We start from the raw sequence: 23,655 nt of genomic DNA, 5'->3' as shown, positions 1-23,655 counted from the left end.
AGACTGGAGCGCACCGCTATATTGGGTGAGTAATAAAGCAGTTGTCATTAGTTACGCATTGAGCATATGTGTTCATTATCTTCAAGCCGAAATTAGGATCTAAGTAAAACTAATATGAATGTGATAAAGACAGATTGAGTGCAAGTTATTTTGATTTCATCTCTTATTAAGGTTTTCCCCAACGGACTTAATACCCTGGCGATGATAAAACTGAAGAACCATATTGATAAAAATGTGAATATTATTCCCATTATGTCCTCCTAATCCATAAATTTTAGTTAGTTGAATATATCCTGGACATGTTCCTTGTGTCGGCCTATAATGTCTCGATTTCTTCTACCACATTTAGGTTCCTCAACTTCCGCTAGTTCAAGACAAGTGGATCTATTTTATCAAGTCAACTTCAGTCTTCTCTATAAATACGTCGACTTCAGCATTTACCGCCATATTCCAGAAGCACATATTTACAAGTAAAACGTTTAGTATATTTCTCGCACTTGGACATCGATTTAATAAAAAGGCGCCTTAGCAGGATGAATCACCTTAAAATATCTTGCAATGCTTGATCGAGGGTTTTAAAGGTAAAGGAGTATCCTTCACCTTCCAGTCGCGCGGGAAGCACCCAGCGGCTTTTCAGGACCAGTTCCGTTTCTGTCTTAATGACCATTGACCCTATCTCCAACAGCCATTTAGGAGAAGGCAGTCCAAAAGGAACGTTCATTGTCTTTCTAAGTTGGGCCATTCATTCTTTATTGCTGACAGGGTTAGGTGCAGAGCAATTGAACACTCCGCTTAACTCCTTTTTATCTCTTAAGAAGAGGATAATTCGATATAGATCCTCAATATGTATCCAGCTGAACATTTGATTTCCTTTTCCTTGAACACCCCCAAGGCCAAACCTCACCAAATTTTTATAAGGAGTCATGACACCCCCATCTTTACCTAATACAATGGCGATCCGCAAGGCAATCTGCCTCGTTCCCGGCAAGTTGAAGGAAAAGAAAGTTTCTTCCCATTTTGTTGCTACATCCACAGAAAAGCCGGTCCCTATCTCTCCTTCTTCTTCAGTCATAGGCCGGTCTTCTGCATGTCTATAAATGGTGGCGGTACTGGAATTCATCCATGTCTGGGGTGGATTGCTGCAAGACTGCACAGCTTCGCCGAGTAATGTTGTTGTTCTGGTTCTGGAATTCATTATTTCCTTCTTATTGGTTTCATTGTATCTGCAATTCACAGATTTTCCAGCCAGGTTGATCAAAAGTTCAGCACCTTCCACCGCTTCTTTGATGGCTGGTTTATCATCCCAAGAAATGTGCGGCTTCTGCCTTGAAATTATTTTTACTTCGTATCCTGATGTTTTAAAATTCCTTTCAAGATATTCACCGATAAATCCAGTTCCTCCTGCTAAAACTACTTTCTTCATATAATCACTCCAATTGATCTATTAAGATAACTTTTTAATATTTCACTGTAAACCTCAAGTAAATGCCTCTGACAAAAATCTTACCATAATCTACAAAAGAAAGGTTTATTAAGCAGTATTGTGGGTAAAAGAATAGAATACTTTCTTTTTTCTCGACAATTGTACGACAAATCTAGACAACTCAAATTTCATTTTACATATTAAAGGAGATTTGTTAGTGGCGGGCGGTTAATAAAAGGGCTTATTCCTATATTTTCGAAGGTCAATATGCTTTATTTCACGGAAACCGTTCTGAGGCTAAATCCCTATTGTTAGTTGCTAAGCGGGTTGCTAAACTTAAAAACAAGATAGGACAAATTTCGACATTGATTTAATAGATAACAAGAAGGGAGCTACTAATCGCATGGAGAAATTTATAGCAGAAGCGGAAAAATGGAAAATGAATAATACTCTGCTGCAGGTAAGGTACTCTATACAAAAAGTAGGACCTAAAACCTTCTCTGGAAGAATTCTAAGTATCCAATTACACCAAAATGATATTCTATTTTATGATGTTGATTCCAAGATGGTACATAACATAAGGCTTGAGGCAATTGACGAGATCGTACCATTTGCTGCAACAGAAGTAGGTTAATAATCAAACTGGCTATATGTCAGTTTTCAATATGAACAAAAAGAAGCCATTTCGAATAGACTACAAATGGCTTCTTCCCCTATAACTCCCCAATCATTATTTCTCATTACGCATTCCACAATTGCTCCTCCGGTCATTAGTAGGGCAGCCACTCCGTAAAGGCACAGGCCTTAAAATTATTTACTCTCTATCGGAAACTTCATTCTGGACATTCCCTATAAGTCATTCAATATCACAATCGTTTACTTGTAGAAGAAGGAAAGCTTAACATACAGAGACACAATGGCATAAATAAACTACTCTTCAAATGGCTGAGGTTGGGTTCCATCTACATCAGTAAAGCCATATTTTCCCGCTAGATCCGCCACCATTAGTGCATCTCCAGAAAACCTAGATACAGTGGGGTCTGTTGCCAATGCCACAACCGCACGACCTACATAGGCTGTTGTTTCCGTTGCTCCGTCCTTTGGTCCAAAACCTGAATCTTGAACTCTTTCTGTCCTCATCCAACCTGGGCAAACAGCAACGGCTGAAACGTTAGAATCCTTTAATTCCTTCGCCATTCCTAATGTCATTCGATTGATAGCATTCATAGCTAAGTCGTAGTATAAATTACTTGAAACTTTGTCCTTGATAAAAAAAGTGACATTTACAATTATCCCTTTCTGGTGCTACTTCATCAGAGGTACAGCATATCAGCTAGTAAGCAAATAAGCTTGAGGTCCAGCAACCATCATAGCATTCCAATGCTCCAATGGCCGTTCCCAAAAGTGTCGTCCACTTCCAGCAGGCAGGGAACTTTCAGAGCCGCCAAATACACTATTGACTAAGATATCAATTCGACCGTGTTCCTTTTCTATATGCTTAAATAAGTTCCTTACGTCATTTTCATTTGTATGGTCACATCGTATAGCGATGCCTTTACCTCCTCTAGAAGTGACACCTTCGGCAGTTTCCTCTATGGTTTCTGATCGATTATCGGTTGTGGACCCCTTTACACTCCGACCTGTTACATACACAGTAGCTCCTGAACTGCCTAGTTCGAAGGCAATCCCCCTTCCAGCTCCACGGGATGCACCTGATACAACAGCAATCTTCCCTATTAAAGGCTTCATATTTTCCTACTCCCTTGCTCACCATATTATAACTAGTACCTTATTCCAATTATTTCAAAGTCAGTAGAATTCCACAATCCTAAATTAATCGGTCCGCCTTTGTAGCATTGAAGTTATCAACTATATAAAAAACAGCCCTGAAACAACGTTCAGGACTGCCTTTTCTGGTTTTAGTATCTTACAGCATCATAAGAATTGATTCTTCCATGCTGGAAGTAAGTGCCCGTTCCGCTGATTGGGTCAGCTGTCTGTTCGATTGCTGCACGGATCTGGACATTGGTGCGCCCCTGGCTCGCTAATAGGCCGGCTAATCCAGCAACGTGAGGAGACGCCATGGATGTTCCGGACATGTAAGAGTAGCCATTGTTAGGGACTGTAGATGCAATGCTTACACCAGGAGCAGTTACATCCACCCAGGTACCGTAGTTAGAGAATGAAGCTTTATTGTCATTTGAGTCAACGGCTCCTACTGCAATCGCATTGGCGTAAGAGGCTGGTTCAAACGTGGTGGAAACTCCGTCATTACCGGCCGCTGCCACGACAACTGCCCCTTTATTCCACGCATAATCAACGGCATTTTTAAGAGTAGTAGTGTTGCAGTCACAGCCAAGTGATAGGTTTAGGACTTCCGCTCCTGCATCCGCTGCATACCGGATTCCGTCTGCAATGTCAGCAAGGGAACCACTGCCGTTTGCATCAAGCACACGTACCGCAAGGATTTTAGTGTCAGGCGCCATACCCGCGACCCCTCTACCGTTATTCGTTTCAGCTGCGGCTGTTCCGGCAACATGTGTACCGTGGCCGTTCAGGTCCATAGGGTAATAATCATTATCTACAAAATCATATCCGAGAAGAGTTTTGCCATCCAGATCTGGATGGTAGTAATCTACTCCAGTATCAAGTACGGCAATTTCCTGGCCGCTGCTTCCTCGGGTATAATCCCATGCATAATTGGTATACGTATTTTGAGGGCCATATTGATAGCCTTGATAGTAAGTATCATTTGGAGTCCAAGTAGCCGAGAAATTATAGTTAGGTTCAGCATATTCAACATTTGGATTTTTGCTTAGAGCTTTAACTACCGCTTCCACATTACCGACTTTCAAAACACTGAATTCTGATTTGACGGCGTCTGTATCTGGAACCTCAGTAGCACCGAGGGCTTTTAGCGCCTTTCCTCTTTCCGCCTCGCTTACGTTTTCCTTGAATTTTACAAGTACTTCTCCCTTTACATAGCTGCCTTTTTCAAGGCTTTTGTTGACTGCTGAATTTTTTGGAGCATTTTCTAGAGGGTTTGAATCCTTTGCTAGTGCACTTCCTCCGAAGCTTGGAACGATGGCAAGAGATGCAGCAAGCGACAGGGCGGCAATTTTCTTAAATTTCATAAGTACATTCCTCCGTTTTCTTTTTTATAATCGTGACCGGACGATAGACTCCAAACTGCTGTCGATTTATTCCCTCCTTATTTTTATTTATAAAAGATAACAAGAATCATAGGATATCTGCGATGACAGTATGTAATGATCCTTGCTAATAGGATTCTAGCAGATATTTTAAATTAACTGAATACATATGTAATTCCGAAAAATGTGGTTATTAGGAGCAGAATTGCATTGTTTTTATGAGTTGGCTGTGTAGTGATGAAATATTTCCTTGGATTGTTTTCTCTTCTTTAACTTACTGTAGTAAAAAGGTCTGTGATTTTCTCAAGGGAAGTTTGAAAAATTTTAAAGGAAATGAACCTTTGCGAATTCAGGAAAGTGGCTTAAGCTCTTTTTTTAAGGTCATAGATCTCCTGAAAATCAGACAAAAGTGATTTGATATCTCTTTTCAAGGACATGAAGCTCCGTTAATCAGTCAAAAGTGTTTTGAGCACTTTATCCTGCCCGAGATACTGTGTGGAAACGCCAAAAACTCTCTGACCATTATGAATTTCTAAACAAAAAAAAAAAAAAAAAAACAACCCTTAATGCCAAATTAGCGTCAAGGGTTGTTTGAATAGGTATTAATACATTTGCAGGTACTGCTCGCGCTCCCAAGGATGAACTTGTGTACGGAACATATCCCACTCTATTTCTTTTGCTTCGATGAAGTGTTCGAAGATATGGCCTCCAAGGGCATTAATCATAACTTCGTCTTTTTTAAGTGCTTCAAGGGCATTGTGAAGTGTTGCCGGAAGATCTTCAATTCCTACTTCTTCACGCTCTTGTTTGTTCATAACATAGATATTGCGGTCAACCGGCTTTGGTGCTTTCATTTCGTTCTTGATTCCGTCAAGACCTGCTGCAAGCAATACAGCCATTGCAAGATAAGGATTAGCCGCAGGGTCAACACTTCTTACTTCTACACGAGTACTCATTCCGCGTGAAGCAGGGATACGAATAAGCGGGCTTCGATTGCGGGCAGACCATGCAACATAGCAAGGAGCCTCATAACCAGGAACCAAACGCTTGTAGGAGTTTACTGTCGGGTTCGTGATTGCTGTGAAACCAGTCGCATGCTTCAAGGTACCAGCAAGGAATTGACGAGCTGTTTCACTTAATTGCAATTCGCCATTCTCATCAAAGAATGCATTTTTTCCTTCTTTGAATAGAGACATGTTACAGTGCATACCAGAACCGTTGACACCGAACAGCGGCTTAGGCATGAATGTTGCATGCAGGCCATGTTTACGCGCGATTGTTTTTACAACAAGCTTGAAAGTTTGGATATCATCACAAGCTTTTAGCGCAGATGCATATTTAAAATCGATTTCGTGCTGACCAGGAGCAACCTCATGGTGAGAAGCTTCGATTTCAAAGCCCATTTCTTCAAGTTCAAGCACGATATCTCTACGGCAGTTTTCACCAAGATCTGTTGGAGCCAGGTCAAAGTATCCGCCGTTATCATTCAATTCCAAAGTCGGCTGTCCTTCTACATCAAGCTTGAAGAGGAAAAATTCAGGTTCAGGTCCAAGATTGAAGTCAGTGAATCCCAGGTCTTCCATTTCTTTCAGAACTCGTTTCAGATTGTTACGTGGATCACCTTCAAAAGGAGTGCCATCCGGATTATAGATATCACAGATCAAGCGCGCAACTTTACCCTTTTCAGCTGTCCAAGGGAATACCACCCAAGTATCAAAGTCAGGATATAGTTTCATGTCTGATTCTTCAATTCTCACAAAACCTTCGATTGAAGAACCGTCAAACATCATTTCATTATCTAAAGCTTTCTCTAACTGACTTACCGGGATTTCAACGTTTTTGATTGTTCCCAGGATATCAGTGAATTGTAATCGAATAAACTTTACATTTTCCTTGTCAGCCATTTCTAAAATGTCTTCACGAGTAAACTTTGCCATCTTAACTAATTCCTCCTCAAGATTTTCATAATTATTAATTTTTAATGGAAAAAGCGTGAAATATCTCCCTGACGAAGAGAAGATTTATTGAAACGACCTGCATTCAGGAGTTCATTTCTTAACAATTTCCTCAATTCATCATCCGATAGGTCAGGTTTCGCTTTTTCCTCTTGCTGCTTGTTATTGTCTGGTTCATGTTGTTGTTCTTCCTGAACAGCAAATATTTTTTTGATACCTGCCATGTTGATTCCTTGATCCAATAAATCCTTAATTTCCAGTAATTTATCGATATCGTTCAAGGAGAAGAGTCTGCGTTTCCCTTCTGTTCGTGCAGGGAAGATCAATTCATTCTCTTCATAGTAGCGAACCTGGCGAGCAGTCAAATCAGTCAGCTGCATCACAATTCCCATTGGAAAAAGCGGCATGCTCCGTCTAATCTCACTTCCACTCATCCCGATTCACCTCCTTTTGCTAACCTGATATCATTATATTCTATGTAAGGAATATTGTCAAAGAAATGTTAGGAAAACTTACATGACTTTTCAATAAAAAAGGACAGCTCTAATTTAAGCTATCCTTTTACAAACTAATTATCCTTTTTATATAACGACTAAACCTTTTTCCATCAATTTATTGATACTTGTCAAAATGGCGATTTTTACATGGGAATAAGTCAAGCCACCCTGGACATAAGCAGTATATGGCGGACGAATCGGACCGTCTGCGGAAAGTTCGATGCTCGCTCCCTGAATGAACGTACCAGCCGCCATGATTACATCATCTTCATACCCCGGCATATAATTCGGATGGGGGGTGAAATGGGAATTGACGGGAGACGCGAATTGAATCGCCTGACAAAAAGCCACCATTTTATCTCTGTCATCAAATTGTACAGACTGAATTAAATCCGTTCTCTCCGCATTCCATGAGGGATTTGTATTCATCCCCAGGCTTTCTAAAACAGCAGCTGTAAAAACGGCCCCTTTCAATGCTTGCGCCACTACATGCGGGGCTGCAAAGAACCCTTGATACATTTCCTGCAGGGAATAGAGCGAAGCCCCTGCCTCTGCTCCAATACCAGGGGATGTCATGCGGTAAGAGCACGCTTCCACTAACTTTGCCTTCCCTGCAATATAGCCTCCCGTTTTAGCGAGGCCGCCACCTGGATTTTTAATCAGTGAGCCGGCAATTAGATCTGCACCTACATGGCAGGGCTCCAGTTCTTCAACGAACTCACCATAGCAATTATCAACAAACACTACGATATCAGGTTTGATCTCCTTCACGAAGTCAATCATTTCCTTGATCTGGTCAATGTTGAACGAAGGGCGGTTGGCATACCCTTTTGAACGCTGGATGCCGATCATCTTCGTATGCGGCTTGATTGCTTTTGACACTGATTCGAAATCAACAGATCCATCCTCTTTTAGCGGAATGGATTGGTAGCCGATTCCGAACTCTTTTAGCGAGCCCGTACCTTCCCCGCGAATCCCTACAATTTCTTCGAGTGTGTCATACGGCTTTCCAGTGATATACAATAATTCATCACCGGGCCGCAGCACCCCAAACAAAGAGATCGAAATAGCATGTGTACCCGAGATAATCTGCGGACGAACAAGGGCCGCTTTCCCGCCAAACACGTCAGCATAGATTTGTTCCAGCGTATCTCTCCCGATATCATCATATCCGTAACCTGTTGTCGGGATGAAATGCGAATCGCTGACTCGATGCTTTTGAAAAGAAGACAACACCCTGAACTGATTAGCCTCAGCCCGGCGGTCAATTCTTTGGTGAATTTCTGCTATCTTCTCTTCAGCCTTTTCTGCTAAAGTCTGTAATTCTTTACCATAAGTCAAATGTTGATACATGTGTTTCTCCTTCTGTAGTGCTGTTTTCTGATTGGCCTATGCAGATCCTCATGTTTAGGGATCCCTTATAGTTCTCTCAATGACTTTAACTCTATATAAATGAAAATGGTGGTTCATCTTATGAGGGGAACTTTGGCTCACTTCTTCACCGAAAAAAACACGTCACCCCTTTCAGTAAAAACCATTCTATTGGGCCATTTCATCCAAGACCGGACCTGGTTCATATACCTCTCACACCGGTACTTTACTAATGGAGTAACACGTTCCACCGGTGGACTGTAATCTATGACATACCAGTAAATCAGCAGCTTTTACTTTTGATATCTCTTAATGCTTCCTGTTACAGGATGGTCGGTTAATGAATAGCCCTTCGCCTCGTAAATATGGGTTTCTTCATTAAATTCGAGCTTTCTTAAAATGGTTTCATTTTTCAACTGTGACAAAAGCTTTCCTTCACTGGAAGGCAAATGGACATGGTAGGCTTCCATCTGTTCGATGACCAATTCCTCTATTTTGTCTTTCAGGACGACGCGATCTTCTTCATTTAATGCACTGATGATGATTTTTTCATTACTGCTGTCCGGGACAAAATCCGGATGTATTTGATCTCGTTTATTATAGATAGTGAGCTGCGGAATGTGATCCATTTCCAACTCTTCCAGTAGGGATTGCACCGTCTTCTCATGATTGTTGTAATCAGGATTTGAACTATCCACTACATGTAAGAGAAGGTCGGCTTCCTTCACTTCTTCCAAGGTCGACCTGAAAGCCGCAACAAGCGCAGTAGGCAGATCCTGAATAAATCCGACCGTATCCGTCACCAGTGCCGTGTATCCGCTCGGCAGAATCAATTTTCTCGTTAACGGATCAAGTGTGGCGAATAACTGGTTCTCTTCGTAAGATTCAGCGATGGATATCCGGTTAAAGAGAGTCGATTTCCCTGCATTGGTATATCCCATCAGGGCAAGCTGGAATGTTTTATTTTTCTTTCGCCTTTCCCTATAGCGCTCTCGGTGCTCCACAACGACTTGCAGCGACTTTTTAATATCATCTATTCTACGTCGGATATGGCGTCGGTCACTCTCAAGCTTGGTTTCACCCGGCCCCCTTGTACCGATTCCTCCTCCAAGACGGGAAAGAGAAGTACCCTGCCCTATCAGGCGTGGCAGCAAGTATTGAAGCTGTGCAAGTTCCACCTGCAGCTTTCCTTCTCTGGAGCGGGCTCTCTGGGCGAAAATGTCCAAGATCAATTGGGTCCTGTCAATGACCCTCGCTTCCAGCTGTTCTGACAAATTACGTATCTGGCTTGGCGACAGCTCATCATTAAATATGATGAGGTCAGGCTCAAACTGTTCTTCAAGTGCAACAAGTTCTTCAACTTTTCCTTTTCCTATGTATGTTTTGGGATGGATACGCTCCCTCTTTTGAGTCAGTGTGGCTATAACTTCTGCCTGGGCTGTTTCCGTCAAGGAAGCAAGTTCTTCCATTGAGTATTGAAAACGCTGGTCGCTTTCTTCAATTTGACAGCCGACAAGCAAGGCTTTTTCGATTATTTTTTCTTCCAAAAAGAATCCTTCTTTCCTTTTATATTTGCTATTGTTCATCATATCAAAAACGAATTGTAAAGACTATGTTTAACCTTTTTTAAATTGTGATAAAAAAGGGTTGCAAAACGAAAATCGCGTGTTAAAATCAATATGTTTGAATGAGATTCAAACCAACAACTATGCAGAGTTTCTTTAACGGATTAACGCATTAAACAACCCTAATCTGCGTTAATGTGTTAAAGAAATTCCGGAATTGACAGCAAAGGGGGAACAGAAATGACATGGGAAGTTCTTAGCATCATCGGTACAGTCGCATTTGCCGTATCCGGAGCAATCGTTGCCATGGAAGAAGAGTATGATATTTTAGGAGTTTACATTTTAGGAATCGTCACTGCATTTGGAGGAGGAGCGATCCGGAACCTCTTGATCGGTGTCCCGGTTTCAGCTCTTTGGGAGCAAGGGTTTTTGTTTCAGATTGCCTTACTTTCCATTACGGCAGTATTCCTATTTCCCAACAACCTGCTTCGCCATTGGCGCCGCTGGGGCAACTTCTTTGATGCCATCGGACTCTCGGCATTTGCCATTCAGGGTGCACTTTATGCCTCTGATATGAATCATCCAATCAGCGCCATTATTGTAGCAGCCGTCTTAACGGGAAGCGGCGGCGGAATCATCCGCGATTTGCTCGCCGGAAGGAAACCGCTGGTGTTGAGATCCGAGATTTACGCCGTTTGGGCGGTTCTGTGCGGTGCGGCCATCGGACTTAAGCTGGTAACGGAAGCATGGGAACTATATACACTATTCTTTTTGACAACTTCATTAAGAGTATTATCTTATTCTTACAAGTGGAGACTGCCGAACAGAAATCTCAAAGCGTTTCAATAATGAAGAAACTTGGACCTGAGTTGCGGGTTCAAGTTTTTTTGTTTTCGCGCAGGTACCCACCCTCGTATTTTTGTTAGGTTATCGGGGATTTTTGGGATTTATCGGCAATTTTGAACTTTTATCAGCGATTATTTCGATTTTTCGGCGATTCTCCGATTTTATCAGCGATTTTTCAAATTTATCGGCGATTACTGATTCTACCCGCTTCTAAATGATGAAAAATCAAATAAAAATACAAAAGCACCCGCAAACCTGCAGGTGCCTCCTCATTATCATTGTAAACTATTAATACCATCACAAACGGTTGTTAAGAGAAACTCCAAATCTTCCAGCTCAATATTCAATGGCGGGGAGATTGTCAGTACATTGTTAAAGCCCGCTACAGTCGCTCCATTTTTACCAATCAAGACCCTTTTGGTCTTACAGTATCCTATCACTTGATTCACTTGATCAACCGCTAAAGGTTCTTTCGTCACTTTATCCGACACGAGTTCAATGCCGATCAGGAGGCCTTTCCCTCGTACATCCCCCACATATTTATGCTGATGCAGCTTGGTTTGAAGAGTGTTTACCGCTTTCTCTCCTAATTCAGCCGAACGTTCAAACAGCTTTTCTTTCTCCATGATCTCTATATTCTTCACCGCTAATGCGCAGGCAGCGGGGTTTCCTCCGAATGTATTAATATGCCTAAAATAGTCATACTCTTCGCTTCCTTTGAACGCTTCATAGATCTCGCGCTTCACCGCTGTTGCAGATAACGGGAGATAAGCACTCGTAATTCCTTTAGCCATGGTGATAATATCCGGTTTCACATCATAATTCATGAAACCAAATGGTTTCCCGGTGCGGCCGAATCCGCAAATGACTTCATCCACGATCATTAGTGCTCCATGTTTGTCACAGACTTCTTTGGCCGCTTTCATGTATCCTTCCTGTGGAACCAGGACACCACCGCCCGTGATGATAGGTTCCATGATCATCGCCGCAACAGTTTCACTTAATTCCCAGGTCATGGCCTGGTCAATTGCTTTCACCCCAGGCAGCTTGTGGGGATCTCCTCCAGAGACTTCATCCCGATAGGAATCAGGAGGAGGAACATGAATAAAGCCTGGCGCCAAGGGTTCATATTTGTACTTCCTTTGCGCCTGTCCTGTAGCAGCAAGGGCTCCCATCGAGTTGCCGTGATATGCCCTGTATCGGGAAACAATTTTGTATCTGCTTCCTTCCCCTTTTTGCTGATGGTACTGCCGGGCAATTTTGAAAGCTGTTTCATTCGCTTCCGATCCACTGTTGGAGAAAAAGATCACGTACTCATCCCCAAGCATCTTGTTCAGTTTCTCCGCCAGCTGGATGGCCGGTTGATGGCTTTGCGTCAGCGGAAAATATGCCATCTTCTTCAATTGTTCATAGGCCGCTTCCGCCAGTTCCTGACGTCCGTAGCCGACATTGACACACCATAAACCTGCCATTCCATCCAAATATTTTTCCCCATTCTGATCGGTTATCCAGGACCCGTTCGACTCCTCCACCACCATAGTTCCGGCTGGATTGTACGGCTTCATGGAATGCCAGATAAACTGTTCATCCTGAGACAACAGGTTTTCCTTTGATTGCCCTGTTTTCACCAAGAAGACTCCCCCTTTTTCTTTCATGATAAGGAATTGCCATCAAATTATCGTTCAATGTAAAGGTATGAACCTGGTTAATTCAATAGAATACATTAAAAATCAAAACGGGAGGTGATCATCTTCTTTCTGGTGAAGAAGTTAACGCCGTCTTTTCCGTTCACATGCATATCACCATAAAAGGAATCCTTCCAGCCGGAAAACGGGAAAAAGGCCATTGTTGCCGGCACGCCAACGTTAATGCCGAGCATTCCGGCATCCGCTTCTTCTCTGAATTGCCTTACTGCTTTTGCATCTTTTGTATAAATTGTCGCTCCATTTCCAAAGCGTGATTGACGGATATAATCAAGTCCTTCATCCAGGTCCTTCGCACGAAGCAGGCTCAGTACCGGAGCAAACATTTCTTCCCTGGCAATGGTCATGTCAGGTGTAACATGATCAAAAATCGTTGCACCAAGGAAATTGCCTTCTTCAAAATCAGCTATTTCTTTTCGACCGTCCCGGATGAGCGAAGCCCCTTCTTCGAGTCCTTTTTCAATATACTTAAGGGTTCTTTCACGGTTTTCAGTTCGAATAACCGGGGTCAGAAGCACTTCATCATCCATCCCATTTCCTACACTGATTTCATCCGCCTTCTTATTCAAAGCTTGAACAAATTGTTCATTGTCCCCCACTACAACGACAGCACTGCATGCCATACACCGCTGCCCGGCACTTCCGAAGGCCGAGCTGATAATGTGATCTGCGGCTTTTTCGTAATCCGCATCCGGCATCACAACATGATGGTTCTTGGCACCTGACAAAGCCTGAACTCTTTTCCCTTTTGAAGCAGCCTGCTCGTAGACATACTTTGCAACCGGCTGGGAACCGACAAAGGAAATTGCCGCAATATCCTTGTGTTCCAGGAGGCCATTTACCACGTCATGGGCACCGTGGACAACGTTCAGCACACCATCAGGAACTCCCGCTTCAGTCAACAGCTCCGCAAGCCTGTTTGCAAGGATCGGGGTCCTCTCAGAGGGCTTCAGAACAAACGTATTCCCGCACGCGATGGCCAATGGAAACATCCACAACGGAACCATCATCGGGAAATTAAACGGGGTGATTCCGCCAACCACTCCAAGTGGATAACGAAACATTTCTGAATCAATATCCTCCGCAATGCCGCTTAGTGTTTCTCCCATCATCAAGGTTGGTGCACCACATGCAAACTCCACACATTCAAGTCCACGCTGTACCTCACCATACGCCTCTTTATAGGATTTTCCGTTTTCCTGAACAACCAACTTTGCAAGCTCTTCATGATTCTCAGACAATAAAGAGTGATATTTATAAAGGTAACGGGCACGTTTAGGCACCGGAACGTTTCTCCACGTCTTTGATGCTTTTTTCGCAGCTGTTACCGCCCGATCAACATCTTCCTTGGTGGAAATAGGTACTCTAGCAAGCTCTTTGTTTGTAGCGGGATTCACGACTTCCAAGGTCTGTGAACTCAATGATTCAACCCACTTTCCATCAATATAATTCTTCAGCACGGCAACTTCTTCTTTGATCACTGACATATAAATCCTCCCTTAATCCGTTATGAATTTATGAAACTATATAATTTTATTATGAAAGAAATTGACAAGGCTTTCATTAGACAATGTGTAAAATAACCTGGTTTGTCCTTTTGACATCGTGGTTCACCCGTGAGTGGCACCTTTCTTAGCGGTCATTTTACCGGACGTTAGTAAAGGATGCATATAATCATGCGCATAAAGAAGGAACTCAATGGCTACCCTTTTTTCCGGATGCATGAAGTCTTCTCCCAGCAGTTCTTCAATCTTCTTTAAACGATGATACAATGTCTGCCGGACTATAAACAGACGTTTGGCGGTCTCTTGCTTGGACCCCTGGCAACCCAGAAAAATTTTCAACGTGTGAAGGAGACTGCCATTATGTTCTTCATCATACTTCATGATGGGAGCCAGGTATTCATGAATCATTTCCTGGAGATTCACATTATCCTGGACAACGGAGATAAGCCTGTGCAGATGCAAGTCATCATAAAAGTAAAATTTTTGCGAGCTGCATACTTTGTTGCTGTATAACAGGCTTTCTTTAGCCGTTTGAAAACTTTTATGGATGTCTGCTATCTCTTCCTGATAATTTCCGGCTGCAAAAAGAATGTGCGGCGTCTTCCGAAAAAACTCTGTTTCCAGCATCTTCTCAAAGGAAAGGGTTATCCTCGTTTTCCATGTCTTATTAGACCGTGTATCAAGAAGAATGAATAAGAGGTTGTCTCCCTCTTTTTCTGCTAAAACTTTATAGCCCTGTTGTTCAAATATGCTTCTTGCAATCAGCTGGAAGTAAGTTAAGTCCAGGTGTTCCCTTTCCCTTATTTTCTTAAGCGGACAGATACAAACCACACCACCGGATATTGTTTCATCCATGTCAGATAGATAGTTTGTCAGCCCTTCCCCTGCTTGCTCACCTTTTAACCAGGATCTGATCCAATTGGATTCATCGCGCCGCTTTTTTTCATTAAAATATAATTCTCTCATCAGGTATTGAGCCAGTGCTGTGGAGGTTCTATCCAAAAGCAGTAATTCATATTCACTAAATGGAAAATCGCTTTGATAGATTAGCAGCTCAGCATACTCCTGCTCGAACAGGACCACTTTCCTGACAGCAAAGGGCGGATGACCTTCTTCCTTATATTCCCCATACAGCTTTTGCAGACGGCAGGCTTCCTTCCGGCGCATGCGTGGATAGATTTCTAACTCATGATCTTTCAGTTTAAGCAGAACAGGAACACCTAGTTCTTTATACAGCACCTCCAGGACTTCCCTGAAATGGTTGACATTCAATAACTTATGATTCAATTCCTGTCCAAACCGGTCAAGCTGCTTTATCATACTGTACTGCTGATTGATGAGGATGGAGTGAATGTCCTGGGTGATACTGACAAAGGGCACTTCTTTCTCGAAAACAATGATAGGAAACTCATTTTCCTCTGCATACTTAAGTACGGAAAGCGGTATTTCCGAAATGTTTGTCTCGAGCTCAATGCATATTGCTGCTGCACCACACTTAATTAATTGGTCAAGCAAAGACAAAAATGCTTGTTCTTCTTTCAATGCTAAACCTGTCGTAAGGATCAATTCACTGCCATTGAGTAGATTCTTTATGGCTGGAGCCTCCACAACATGAACCCATTTGACCTGACGGTGAATCCCCTTATGCCCCGCAATGACTTTCGAGTGTTCAAAATGCTTTCTTGAAAGAATATCTTCAACTGAAAAATAATAATTACTTTTCATCCGAATCTCCTTTAGTTACTAATGGGGTGAAAATAGAGAAAAAGGATTGGTAAAACCAACCCTTACTCTTCGATATGGGGAATCGTGAAATAAACCTCTTCAATCCATCCATCTGGAAAATGATCAGCAGTCAAGAACTTCATTACCCATTCCACCAATTCTTCTGTTGTTTTGAAGAAGTCATGCTGTGGTTCTTCCCTCACTTCAAAACTGCTACTTTCTGAATTGTGCAGGTCTTTCATCCAACTCCCCCCTTTTTCCTCAGCCTTGTATCAATAAATTTGAAAAATATTTGCGGGCATTGGCGGTTTTTACATGAAGGGTGGTGCTCTTCTTCTCCGCAGGATTGGTGAACAACACAAATGCTCCACTTAAATTTTCACTCACCTTTTCAATCCTATAGCCCTCTTGTATCAAGTAATCTATTTTATCTCTTTCACTTAAAAATTCTTGATATTCCGACATAGAGACACCCTTTCGTTCAAGAATCTTTTTGATTTGTGTTTTGATTTTTTTGCCTGGCAGGTAACTATTTATTACCCCACCAGGCGACTTCCACATACCACCTTGAAGAGCTGGAACAAGGCCGATCGAGACGGTGATCTATCAAACTCCCTTTACAGCAGGAATTTCTTCCACCACCGGTTCAGGTTCCACTTCAATCTCCCAATCACGTCCGACTGAGATGCCTAAATACAGGTCGTCGCTTGGATTCAATAGTTCGGATTGTTCATACTTTTTGAACCACCAGAACTTGGCCAGCACATAGTAACATAAGGCTCCTACTCCAAAGCCGACCAGGAATGAGAAATTCGGAACGAAATACGAAGCGACACCACCCAGGATCCAGGAAATGAAACCTGCCAAATTAATGCCGTTCATGTACTTGAATTGTCCGTTTTCTTCGTAAAGGTCTGGCACGTTCACCCTGCGCTTTCTGATAAAATAGTAATCTGAAACGAGAATCCCGACGATTGCCGATAAGATTCCCCCGACAAACAGCAGGACAGGAATGATGACGCCAAATAAGTTCCAAGGCTGGACAACGGTTCCGCAAATCCCTGCCGTAATGACACCGGCCCAGAATGGAAACTTTGGTCCGCCCACATTTGAAAAAATGGTTGCAGCCGGGACGATGTTAGCCGCGATATTGGTAGACCATTGCGCCAACACGATCATTAATAGAAGGACTCCCAAAATGAAACCACTTGCCGCTTCCTGAAGGGCAATGACCGGGTCATAATTCAGCACGGCAATATAAGATACTGCCCCAATCAACACCATGAACGCCTGAGTAATCGGAAGGGCAACTAAATTACCGATGATGGAACTGCGGTTTCGCTTGAACCAATTTTTTTCATTTTTCGGCGCTTTCATGAACCTTGAAATGGAAGGGATATCGGCAGCAAGCGTAGCCCAGAACCCCATATTACTGAAGATGACCACGAGGAATGCTGTAAACGCCGCACCGCCTGTTACCGGGCTTTCCACCCAGCTCCAAATGTCCCTTCCCTGTGCTGCAGCCGAATCAGATAGTGATGAATACATCCAGACAGAAATTAAAATGATGACCGGTGCTGCAAGATCGGCGAATCTTTCCACAGCTTTAATTCCAAGCGCCGTATTAACCAACTGCAGTACAGCAAAAATCAAGAAACAGACAAACCAATTATCAAAACCAAATAAAATGTTGAGGATTCCGTTCATGGCAGTGGCACCAAAAAAGGTGTTGATCCCAAACCACATTGAGGCTGCCAATCCACGGGTGATGGAAGGAATATGGGTGCCGATCGTTCCGAACGGAGCCCTCATATACACTGGAAAGGATAAACCATGCTCGACACCGATGTCCCCGGTCAAGGTAATGAAGAACCCGATGGCAAGGGAACCTATAATCGTTGCCAGCACAACCATTGGCAGAGGCAGGGACATAACACCCGCACCCCCGATGGCGAAAGTGGCAAGCACAACGACCATCCCTACCCACATAAATGAATAGCCAAGCTTTGTTACTTTTCTGTCACTTTCTTTGATCGGCAATAAATCAGGTGACTTCAAATAGCTTTTTTTCACATTGAACACTCCCCTATTTTTTTGCTTCGAATGGCAAAACCTAACTTTCAAGAGAGGCAAGGGAACTGGAAGGCGTCAACTTTCAGTTCTCTTGCAGGAGCTGTTCTGGAATTCAGCTTAAATTAGGACAGACTGTCAGGACTTGGCGGATTGCAGCGTCTCGCTCTCTTCCAATTGAACACCGTATCTCGCTCTTTTCACATACTTTCCTTTCCCCAGCTCGCCGACGAATTGCTTGTCTTTGACAACATATTCTCCTCGAGACAACACAGAAACCGGCTCACCCTTCACCTTCATCCCTTCAAATGGATTATAATCTGCTGCCATGTGATGGGTTTCAGCAGAAATGACTCTCTCTGCATTCGGATCAAAGATAACAAGGTCAGCATCCGATCCAACTGCGATGGTCCCTTTTTTAGGGTAAAGCCCAAAGAGTTTTGCGCTTCGCGTCGACATGATGTCAACAAACTGGTTTAGCGAAATCCTCCCTTTGTCCACTCCTTCAGAAAATAATATAGATACACGGTCCTCAATGATCGGGCCGCCATTCGGAATTTTAGTAAAATCGCCTTTTCCTAAACTCTTCTGGCCATTAAAATCGAATGAACACTGATCAGATCCTAATGTTTGCAGCTGACCGCTCTTCAGCGCATTCCATAAAACCTCCTGATGCCATTTCTCACGCAGCGGCGGGGACCACACATATTTTGCTCCCTCAAAGTTCGGTCTTTCAAGATAGGATTTGTCCAGCACCAAATACTGAGGGCATGTCTCTCCCCAGACATTGAGACCCCTGCTTCTGGCAGACGCGATCTGCTCAACGGCTTCTGCACATGACACATGCACTACATAAAGCTGGGAATCTGCCAGGCCTGTTAGTTTCGCAGCTCTCCCGGTCGCCTCCCCTTCAAGTTCAGGAGGCCTTGTCAGCGCATGATAAATCGGATCCGTGTTGCCTTCTTTTAATGCTTTTTCTGTCAAGAACTCAATGACATCGCCGTTCTCTGCATGTACCATGACCAGTGCTCCCAATTCTTTGGCCGCGACCAATGTTCTAAAGAGGGTCTCATCATCAGCCTGGAAAACATTCTTATAGGCCATGAATACTTTAAAAGAAGTGATGCCCTCTTTATCAATGACCTCCGGGAGCTGTTCCATGACCTCTTCGTTGATCTCTCCAATCATTAAATGGAAACTGTAATCAATCACCGCTTTTTCTTTCGACTTTGCGTGCCAAGTATCAATAGCGTTCTGTAACGGTTCACCTTTATTGGTTAAACAAAAATCGATTACTGTAGTGGTGCCCCCGAAGGCCGCCGCAATGGTTCCACTTTTAAAATCATCCTTGGACACTGTGCCGCCAAAAGGCATTTCCAAATGGGTATGCGGGTCGACTCCACCCGGGAAAACATATTTTCCGTTGGCGTCCACAACTTCTGTATCTTCACCACTCAGGTTAAAATTTTTCCCTATTGCAGCAATCCTCCCATCTTCTACGAGAATGTCTGCTCTATACGTATCTGTTGCCGTCACAATTGTTCCATTTACAATGACTTTTTTCATATTCCAACCTCCATTATTTCACTGTATCAATACTGCAATCTGCGACTCTTCCAACTGCCGCCTGACGTTCATTCCATGTCATCGGCATATGGCCGCTCGGCACTTCGATCATGTCAATCGCTCCGTCCACCGGACAGACGATCGAACATAAATTACATCCTACACAGTCTTCTTCTCTTACCTTTAAATAGCTGTTTCCAGAGGCATCCTTTAACATATCGATGCACTGGTGTGAAGTGTCCTCGCATGCTATATGGCATTTATTGCAGTTAATGCAGACATCTGTGTTAATCTTGGCCACTACGCTGTAATTCAAATCGAGATTTCCCCAGTCAGAAAATCTAGGTACTGATTTGCCAACGATATCCTGAACGGATGCAATCCCTTTTTCATCAAGGTAATTATTCAGTCCATCAATCATGTCTTCCACAATTCGGAAGCCATGGTGCATGGCCGCTGTACAAACCTGCACACCAGACGCTCCCATCAGCATGAATTCAACTGCATCCTGCCAGTTGGATACACCCCCCATACCGGATATCGGTACATTGATCCGTGGATTTCGCGCGCACTCCGCCACCATATTCAGTGATATTGGCTTGACGGCAGGTCCGCAATAGCCTCCATGCGCTCCTTTACCGGCCACATGCGGTATTGTGTTCCATGAATCGAGGTCCACCCCGGCAAGACTGTTAATCGTATTAATCATACTGACTGCATCGGCGCCTCCCCGAACGGCAGCTTCCGCCGTTACGGTAATGTCCGTAATATTCGGTGTCAATTTAACAATTACAGGGGTCGTCGCAACTTCTTTTGCCCAATAGGTCTGCTTTTCCACCAGTTCCGGCACTTGCCCTGAAGCAGAGCCCATCCCCCGTTCAGCCATCCCATGCGGACAGCCAAAGTTTAGCTCCAACCCATCAACGCTGACATCTTCTACTTTCTTGACGATCTCGTGCCATTTTTCCTGTTTAGGTTCTACCATTAAAGAAGCGATGATCGCATGGTCAGGGAACCGCTTCTTAGTTTCATAGATTTCCTTCAGGTTGACTTCTAAAGGACGGTCTGTAATCAACTCGATATTATTAAAGCCCGCAACTCTTTGTCCGTTAAAACTGACAGCAGCAAACCTTGAGGAAACATTGATGATCGGCTCGCCCAAGGTCTTCCAGACAGCTCCACCCCATCCTGCTTCAAAAGCCCGCTGGACTTGATATCCCGAATTCGTAGGCGGTGCGGATGCCAGCCAAAAAGGATTCGGTGATTTAATCCCTGCTAAGTCAATATTTAAATTCGCCATAAAATTCCCCCCTCAAAAAACGATTAATTCAATTGGACTTTCGCGAGCTGCTGATGAAGATGGTGGGCTGCTTGTTTACCTTGCTGGGCTGCTGTTACCACCATTGCTTCTCCAACTCCTTTGCCGAACACGATGTCACCACAAGCAAAGATTTTTGGATCTGATGTCTGGAACGTTTCCCGGTTCACTTGAACGACCCCGTCGTTGTGGTTCAGGCCAAATTGTTCGATAAGCGATTGATGCCTGGTCTGTCCGATCGCTTTAATGACAGCATCCGCAGGTAAAATAAATTCAGACCCTTCCACGGGAACCGGCCTTCTGCGTCCGTCGCCGCCAGGTTCTCCCAATTCCATCTTGATGCACTGAATCCCTGTTACCTTGCCTTCTTCACCAATAATCTTTTTAGGTGCTGTCAGCCAACGGAATTCGACTCCGTCCTGCTTGGCAAATTCGTACTCAAAGTCATAGGCTGTCATCTCTTCTTGGGTACGACGGTAAAGAATCTTCACGTTCTCCGCTCCCAGTCTAACTGAACACGTAGCACCGTCAATCGCTGTATTACCGGCCCCAATAACCACTACTTTCTTCCCGATATACTCTTTTGAAAGCTCACCGCTCTTGGTTGCTTTCACAAACTCAATGGCATCATGAACACCTTCCAGATCTTCCCCTTCAATCCTTAGATCCGGAACATTTGCCATTCCGGCTGCGAGGATAAGGAAGTCATGTTTATTGACCAATTCCTCTGCCGTAACATCTCTTCCAACTTTTGTACTCGTCCGGATTTCTACGTTCATTCTTTTCACCTGGTCAACTTCCCAGAATGAAACCGATTGAGGAAGACGGAATGATACTATTCCATATGTGTTCAATCCTCCTGCCTCTTTTTCTGCTTCATAAACGGTTACCCCATAACCAAATCTGGCAAGTTCCCTTGCTGCAGATAAACCGGCCGGTCCACCGCCGATAATTCCAACTGTCTTCCCATTCGGTTCTCCCGCTTCAAATAATACCTCTTCATTATGCCTGGCCCAATCTGTTGCATAACGCTGCAAATCCCCAATCATAATCGGTTTGGTAGAATGATTGAGTACACAGGCCCCTTCACACAACTCTTCAGTCGGGCAGACCCTTGAACAGCTTGCTCCTACCGGATTCGAAAACATAATGGTCTTGGCAGAACCTTTCAAATTACCTGATGCAATCTTTTTGATAAATGAAGGGATATCAATTCCTGTTGGACACGCTTGAATGCATGGGGCATCGTAACAGTACAAACATCGATTGGCTTCTTCCACAGCTTCTCTGCTCGATAATCCTCCATGTGCTTCCTGAAAATTTTTTTCGAGATTCAATAACGACAGACTATTAGACAAACCGGCTTCCCCCTATCCGTTTTGATCAATTGCTTTGGAATACATGTTTTTTTCAACAAATCATGGCTGACAGTTATAACTGTCTAAAGCAGCTTATAATCGTCAGCCTTCAAGCTATATTAAGGAAGCAGCGCAGTCATTTCGCTATACGTTTCAGGTCTGCGGTCACGGTAGAACTGCCATGTATCCCTGACTTCCCTGATCAATTTCTTATTCATTTCGCCGATCACCACTTCATCACTGTCCCTGCTTCCAACCGAGACAAAACTTCCCCGGGGATCGACAAGGTAGGACTGGCCATAAAACTCACCCATATTCCACGGGCCTTCATATCCGACACGGTTAATAGCGCCTAAATAATAACCATTTGCGACAGCGTGCGCAGGCTGCTCCAATTTCCATAGGTACTCAGAAAGTCCAGCCACAGTGGCAGAAGGGTTAAAGACGACTTCAGCACCTTTCAAACCGAGCAGGCGTGCGCCTTCCGGGAAATGCCGGTCATAGCAAATGTACACTCCGACTTTTGCATAGGCCGTATCAAATACCGGATATCCAAGATTCCCCGGCTTAAAGTAATATTTCTCCCAGAACCCATACCCTTTATCTCCAACTCCTACATGTGGGATATGCTGCTTACGGTATTTCCCAAGGTAAGATCCGTCTGCATCAATAACTGCAGCAGTATTGTAATATGTAGCAATTCCTTCTCTTTCATAAATCGGAAGAACAATGACTACATTCAGTTCTTTTGCCAAATCCTGAAATCTCCTCGTGGTTGGTCCATTTGGTATTTCTTCTGCGGAATCATACCATTTCGGATTTTGTTCAGAGCAAAAGTAAGGACCATAGAAGATTTCCTGAAGGCAGATGATCTGGGCGCCTTTTTTTGCTGCATCCTTAACCAGCTCAATATGCTTCTTGATAGCTTCTTCTTTATGGACCTCTACCGGCTCACTTCCGTCTACATCGTGAGAAGCTTGAATAAGCCCGATTTTCACCTTATCTGACATCTCGATTCCCCCTAAATTAACTTATTTATAGAAAGCGCTTTCAAATATATAGGTTCATCTCCAGCGCTTATCTGATCACTCGGTTTACTAGTCTGAATATTTTGTATTTTTAATTTTAACTCGTACTCCTGCCTAAAGCATTATACATAGTGTAAGATTAAGTCCCTAATTGAACTGTCAATGTGTACAATCATTTTCTATGTTTGTCCTTAATATTTACCCTAGCACAGGCAATCTACGAAATTTGTAAAACAAGCTCTGCAACTTATAGAAAAATTCTTCGGTTTTTCGACTCTTTTCACAATTTTGAGATAATATATTTTGATACTTACTTGTATGGGTGAGAAAAATGAATGTTATATTGTGCCTAAAAAAAGATTTTACCGCCCGATCAGCTTTTAATATAGAGCTGACTTGTTTATTTTTTTGCCATCATGCCTTTTATCCGTTTATGTTTTTATACGGGTTCCATGAGGCTTCCAAATCCTAAAATCCTCTTACTTTTGGTCCTATGAAGCCTTCATGAGACACCCTAATCTTAAAATCCTCTTACTTTTGGTCTTATGAAGCTTCCATGAGGCACCCTAATCT

The 23,655-nt window shown here is 43.3% G+C and carries 19 protein-coding genes and 1 pseudogene; 2 read left to right on the top strand and 18 right to left on the bottom strand.

All coding sequences use genetic code 11. From position 1 onward, the window contains the following. Window positions 1-538: 538 nt before the first annotated feature. Window positions 539-1,423, bottom strand: a pseudogene (locus tag V1502_RS07880) (TIGR01777 family oxidoreductase). A 403-nt stretch (window positions 1,424-1,826) separates the two neighbouring features. Here V1502_RS07880 and V1502_RS07875 point away from each other — a divergent pair. Then, entirely contained in the window at window positions 1,827-2,057 is a 231-nt protein-coding gene (locus V1502_RS07875; RefSeq protein ID WP_409253809.1) for a hypothetical protein, read from the top strand. A gap of 296 nt (window positions 2,058-2,353) precedes the next feature. Here V1502_RS07875 and V1502_RS07870 read toward each other — a convergent pair whose 3' ends face one another. The 7 genes from V1502_RS07870 to hflX all read right to left on the bottom strand — a co-directional run bounded on the left by V1502_RS07870 (window position 2,354) and on the right by hflX (window position 9,945). Continuing rightward, window positions 2,354-2,650 (bottom strand): hypothetical protein, encoded by a 297-nt coding sequence (locus V1502_RS07870; RefSeq protein WP_409253808.1) that lies wholly within the window; start codon window positions 2,648-2,650, stop codon window positions 2,354-2,356. A 102-nt stretch (window positions 2,651-2,752) separates the two neighbouring features. After that, complete coding sequence (locus tag V1502_RS07865) at window positions 2,753-3,172, bottom strand: SDR family NAD(P)-dependent oxidoreductase (protein WP_409253807.1); 420 nt, start codon at window positions 3,170-3,172, stop codon at window positions 2,753-2,755. A gap of 170 nt (window positions 3,173-3,342) precedes the next feature. Then, entirely contained in the window at window positions 3,343-4,557 is a 1,215-nt protein-coding gene (locus tag V1502_RS07860) for a S8 family peptidase (RefSeq protein WP_409253806.1), read from the bottom strand. 620 nt (window positions 4,558-5,177) lie between these two features. Next, entirely contained in the window at window positions 5,178-6,512 is a 1,335-nt protein-coding gene (gene glnA, locus V1502_RS07855; RefSeq protein ID WP_409253805.1) for a type I glutamate--ammonia ligase, read from the bottom strand. A gap of 41 nt (window positions 6,513-6,553) precedes the next feature. Beyond that, the gene (locus V1502_RS07850; RefSeq protein WP_409253804.1) at window positions 6,554-6,964 is read right to left on the bottom strand and encodes a MerR family transcriptional regulator; all 411 of its coding nucleotides are present in this window, start codon (window positions 6,962-6,964) and stop codon (window positions 6,554-6,556) included. Window positions 6,965-7,111: 147 nt separating this feature from the next. Then, window positions 7,112-8,380 (bottom strand): aminotransferase class I/II-fold pyridoxal phosphate-dependent enzyme, encoded by a 1,269-nt coding sequence (locus tag V1502_RS07845; protein ID WP_409253803.1) that lies wholly within the window; start codon window positions 8,378-8,380, stop codon window positions 7,112-7,114. Window positions 8,381-8,691: 311 nt separating this feature from the next. Continuing rightward, the gene (hflX, locus tag V1502_RS07840; protein ID WP_409253802.1) at window positions 8,692-9,945 is read right to left on the bottom strand and encodes a GTPase HflX; all 1,254 of its coding nucleotides are present in this window, start codon (window positions 9,943-9,945) and stop codon (window positions 8,692-8,694) included. 258 nt (window positions 9,946-10,203) lie between these two features. Between hflX and V1502_RS07835 the strand changes: the two genes are divergently transcribed. Continuing rightward, complete coding sequence (locus V1502_RS07835) at window positions 10,204-10,812, top strand: trimeric intracellular cation channel family protein (RefSeq protein ID WP_409253801.1); 609 nt, start codon at window positions 10,204-10,206, stop codon at window positions 10,810-10,812. 272 nt (window positions 10,813-11,084) lie between these two features. On the opposite strand, the gene V1502_RS07830 is transcribed toward V1502_RS07835, so the two are convergent. From V1502_RS07830 to V1502_RS07785, 10 genes are all read right to left on the bottom strand, one after another. After that, window positions 11,085-12,440: an aspartate aminotransferase family protein gene (locus V1502_RS07830; protein WP_409253800.1), complete on the bottom strand. Its 1,356-nt coding sequence runs from the start codon at window positions 12,438-12,440 to the stop codon at window positions 11,085-11,087. A gap of 92 nt (window positions 12,441-12,532) precedes the next feature. Continuing rightward, window positions 12,533-13,999 (bottom strand): CoA-acylating methylmalonate-semialdehyde dehydrogenase, encoded by a 1,467-nt coding sequence (locus V1502_RS07825; RefSeq protein ID WP_409253799.1) that lies wholly within the window; start codon window positions 13,997-13,999, stop codon window positions 12,533-12,535. A 123-nt stretch (window positions 14,000-14,122) separates the two neighbouring features. Then, window positions 14,123-15,742 (bottom strand): PucR family transcriptional regulator, encoded by a 1,620-nt coding sequence (locus V1502_RS07820; protein WP_409253798.1) that lies wholly within the window; start codon window positions 15,740-15,742, stop codon window positions 14,123-14,125. 62 nt (window positions 15,743-15,804) lie between these two features. Further along, window positions 15,805-15,984: a hypothetical protein gene (locus V1502_RS07815; RefSeq protein ID WP_409253797.1), complete on the bottom strand. Its 180-nt coding sequence runs from the start codon at window positions 15,982-15,984 to the stop codon at window positions 15,805-15,807. A 19-nt stretch (window positions 15,985-16,003) separates the two neighbouring features. Continuing rightward, window positions 16,004-16,207: a hypothetical protein gene (locus V1502_RS07810; RefSeq protein ID WP_409253796.1), complete on the bottom strand. Its 204-nt coding sequence runs from the start codon at window positions 16,205-16,207 to the stop codon at window positions 16,004-16,006. Between the two features lie 141 nt (window positions 16,208-16,348). Next, on the bottom strand, window positions 16,349-17,815 hold the full coding sequence (locus V1502_RS07805; protein ID WP_409253795.1) for an NCS1 family transporter: 1,467 nt from the start codon (window positions 17,813-17,815) through the stop codon (window positions 16,349-16,351). Between the two features lie 135 nt (window positions 17,816-17,950). Further along, a complete protein-coding gene (hydA, locus tag V1502_RS07800; RefSeq protein WP_409253794.1) occupies window positions 17,951-19,378 on the bottom strand; it encodes a dihydropyrimidinase in 1,428 nt (475 codons plus the stop codon). A gap of 13 nt (window positions 19,379-19,391) precedes the next feature. Continuing rightward, window positions 19,392-20,678 carry an NAD-dependent dihydropyrimidine dehydrogenase subunit PreA gene (preA, locus tag V1502_RS07795; RefSeq protein ID WP_409253793.1) on the bottom strand — a complete coding sequence of 429 codons (1,287 nt, stop codon included), beginning with the start codon at window positions 20,676-20,678 and terminating at the stop codon, window positions 19,392-19,394. A 23-nt stretch (window positions 20,679-20,701) separates the two neighbouring features. Then, window positions 20,702-22,054 carry an NAD(P)-dependent oxidoreductase gene (locus V1502_RS07790; protein ID WP_409253792.1) on the bottom strand — a complete coding sequence of 451 codons (1,353 nt, stop codon included), beginning with the start codon at window positions 22,052-22,054 and terminating at the stop codon, window positions 20,702-20,704. 119 nt (window positions 22,055-22,173) lie between these two features. Further along, window positions 22,174-23,064, bottom strand: a complete 891-nt coding sequence (locus V1502_RS07785; RefSeq protein ID WP_409253791.1) for a nitrilase-related carbon-nitrogen hydrolase — start codon at window positions 23,062-23,064, stop codon at window positions 22,174-22,176. Between the last annotated feature and the right edge of the window lie 591 nt (window positions 23,065-23,655).

It is taken from the genome of Rossellomorea sedimentorum, from assembly GCF_046237645.1.
Taxonomy (GTDB): domain Bacteria; phylum Bacillota; class Bacilli; order Bacillales; family Bacillaceae_B; genus Rossellomorea; species Rossellomorea sedimentorum.
Note: the sequence above shows the minus strand (reverse complement) of the source record. Positions and strands in the feature narration are given on the sequence as shown.

Bases quoted from the DNA above. Each gene is read 5' to 3' on its own strand.
- V1502_RS07845 (WP_409253803.1), bottom strand. From the start codon at position 8,380: ATGTATCAACATTTGACTTATGGTAAAGAATTACAGACTTTAGCAGAA.
- V1502_RS07860 (WP_409253806.1), bottom strand. From the start codon at position 4,557: ATGAAATTTAAGAAAATTGCCGCCCTGTCGCTTGCTGCATCTCTTGCC.
- V1502_RS07875 (WP_409253809.1), top strand. From the start codon at position 1,827: ATGGAGAAATTTATAGCAGAAGCGGAAAAATGGAAAATGAATAATACT.
- glnA (WP_409253805.1), bottom strand. From the start codon at position 6,512: ATGGCAAAGTTTACTCGTGAAGACATTTTAGAAATGGCTGACAAGGAA.
- hydA (WP_409253794.1), bottom strand. From the start codon at position 19,378: ATGAAAAAAGTCATTGTAAATGGAACAATTGTGACGGCAACAGATACG.
- V1502_RS07820 (WP_409253798.1), bottom strand. From the start codon at position 15,742: ATGAAAAGTAATTATTATTTTTCAGTTGAAGATATTCTTTCAAGAAAG.
- V1502_RS07825 (WP_409253799.1), bottom strand. From the start codon at position 13,999: ATGTCAGTGATCAAAGAAGAAGTTGCCGTGCTGAAGAATTATATTGAT.
- V1502_RS07835 (WP_409253801.1), top strand. From the start codon at position 10,204: ATGACATGGGAAGTTCTTAGCATCATCGGTACAGTCGCATTTGCCGTA.
- V1502_RS07865 (WP_409253807.1), bottom strand. From the start codon at position 3,172: ATGAAGCCTTTAATAGGGAAGATTGCTGTTGTATCAGGTGCATCCCGT.
- V1502_RS07785 (WP_409253791.1), bottom strand. From the start codon at position 23,064: ATGTCAGATAAGGTGAAAATCGGGCTTATTCAAGCTTCTCACGATGTA.
- V1502_RS07850 (WP_409253804.1), bottom strand. From the start codon at position 6,964: ATGAGTGGAAGTGAGATTAGACGGAGCATGCCGCTTTTTCCAATGGGA.
- preA (WP_409253793.1), bottom strand. From the start codon at position 20,678: ATGGCGAATTTAAATATTGACTTAGCAGGGATTAAATCACCGAATCCT.
- V1502_RS07870 (WP_409253808.1), bottom strand. From the start codon at position 2,650: ATGAATGCTATCAATCGAATGACATTAGGAATGGCGAAGGAATTAAAG.
- V1502_RS07815 (WP_409253797.1), bottom strand. From the start codon at position 15,984: ATGAAAGACCTGCACAATTCAGAAAGTAGCAGTTTTGAAGTGAGGGAA.
- V1502_RS07810 (WP_409253796.1), bottom strand. From the start codon at position 16,207: ATGTCGGAATATCAAGAATTTTTAAGTGAAAGAGATAAAATAGATTAC.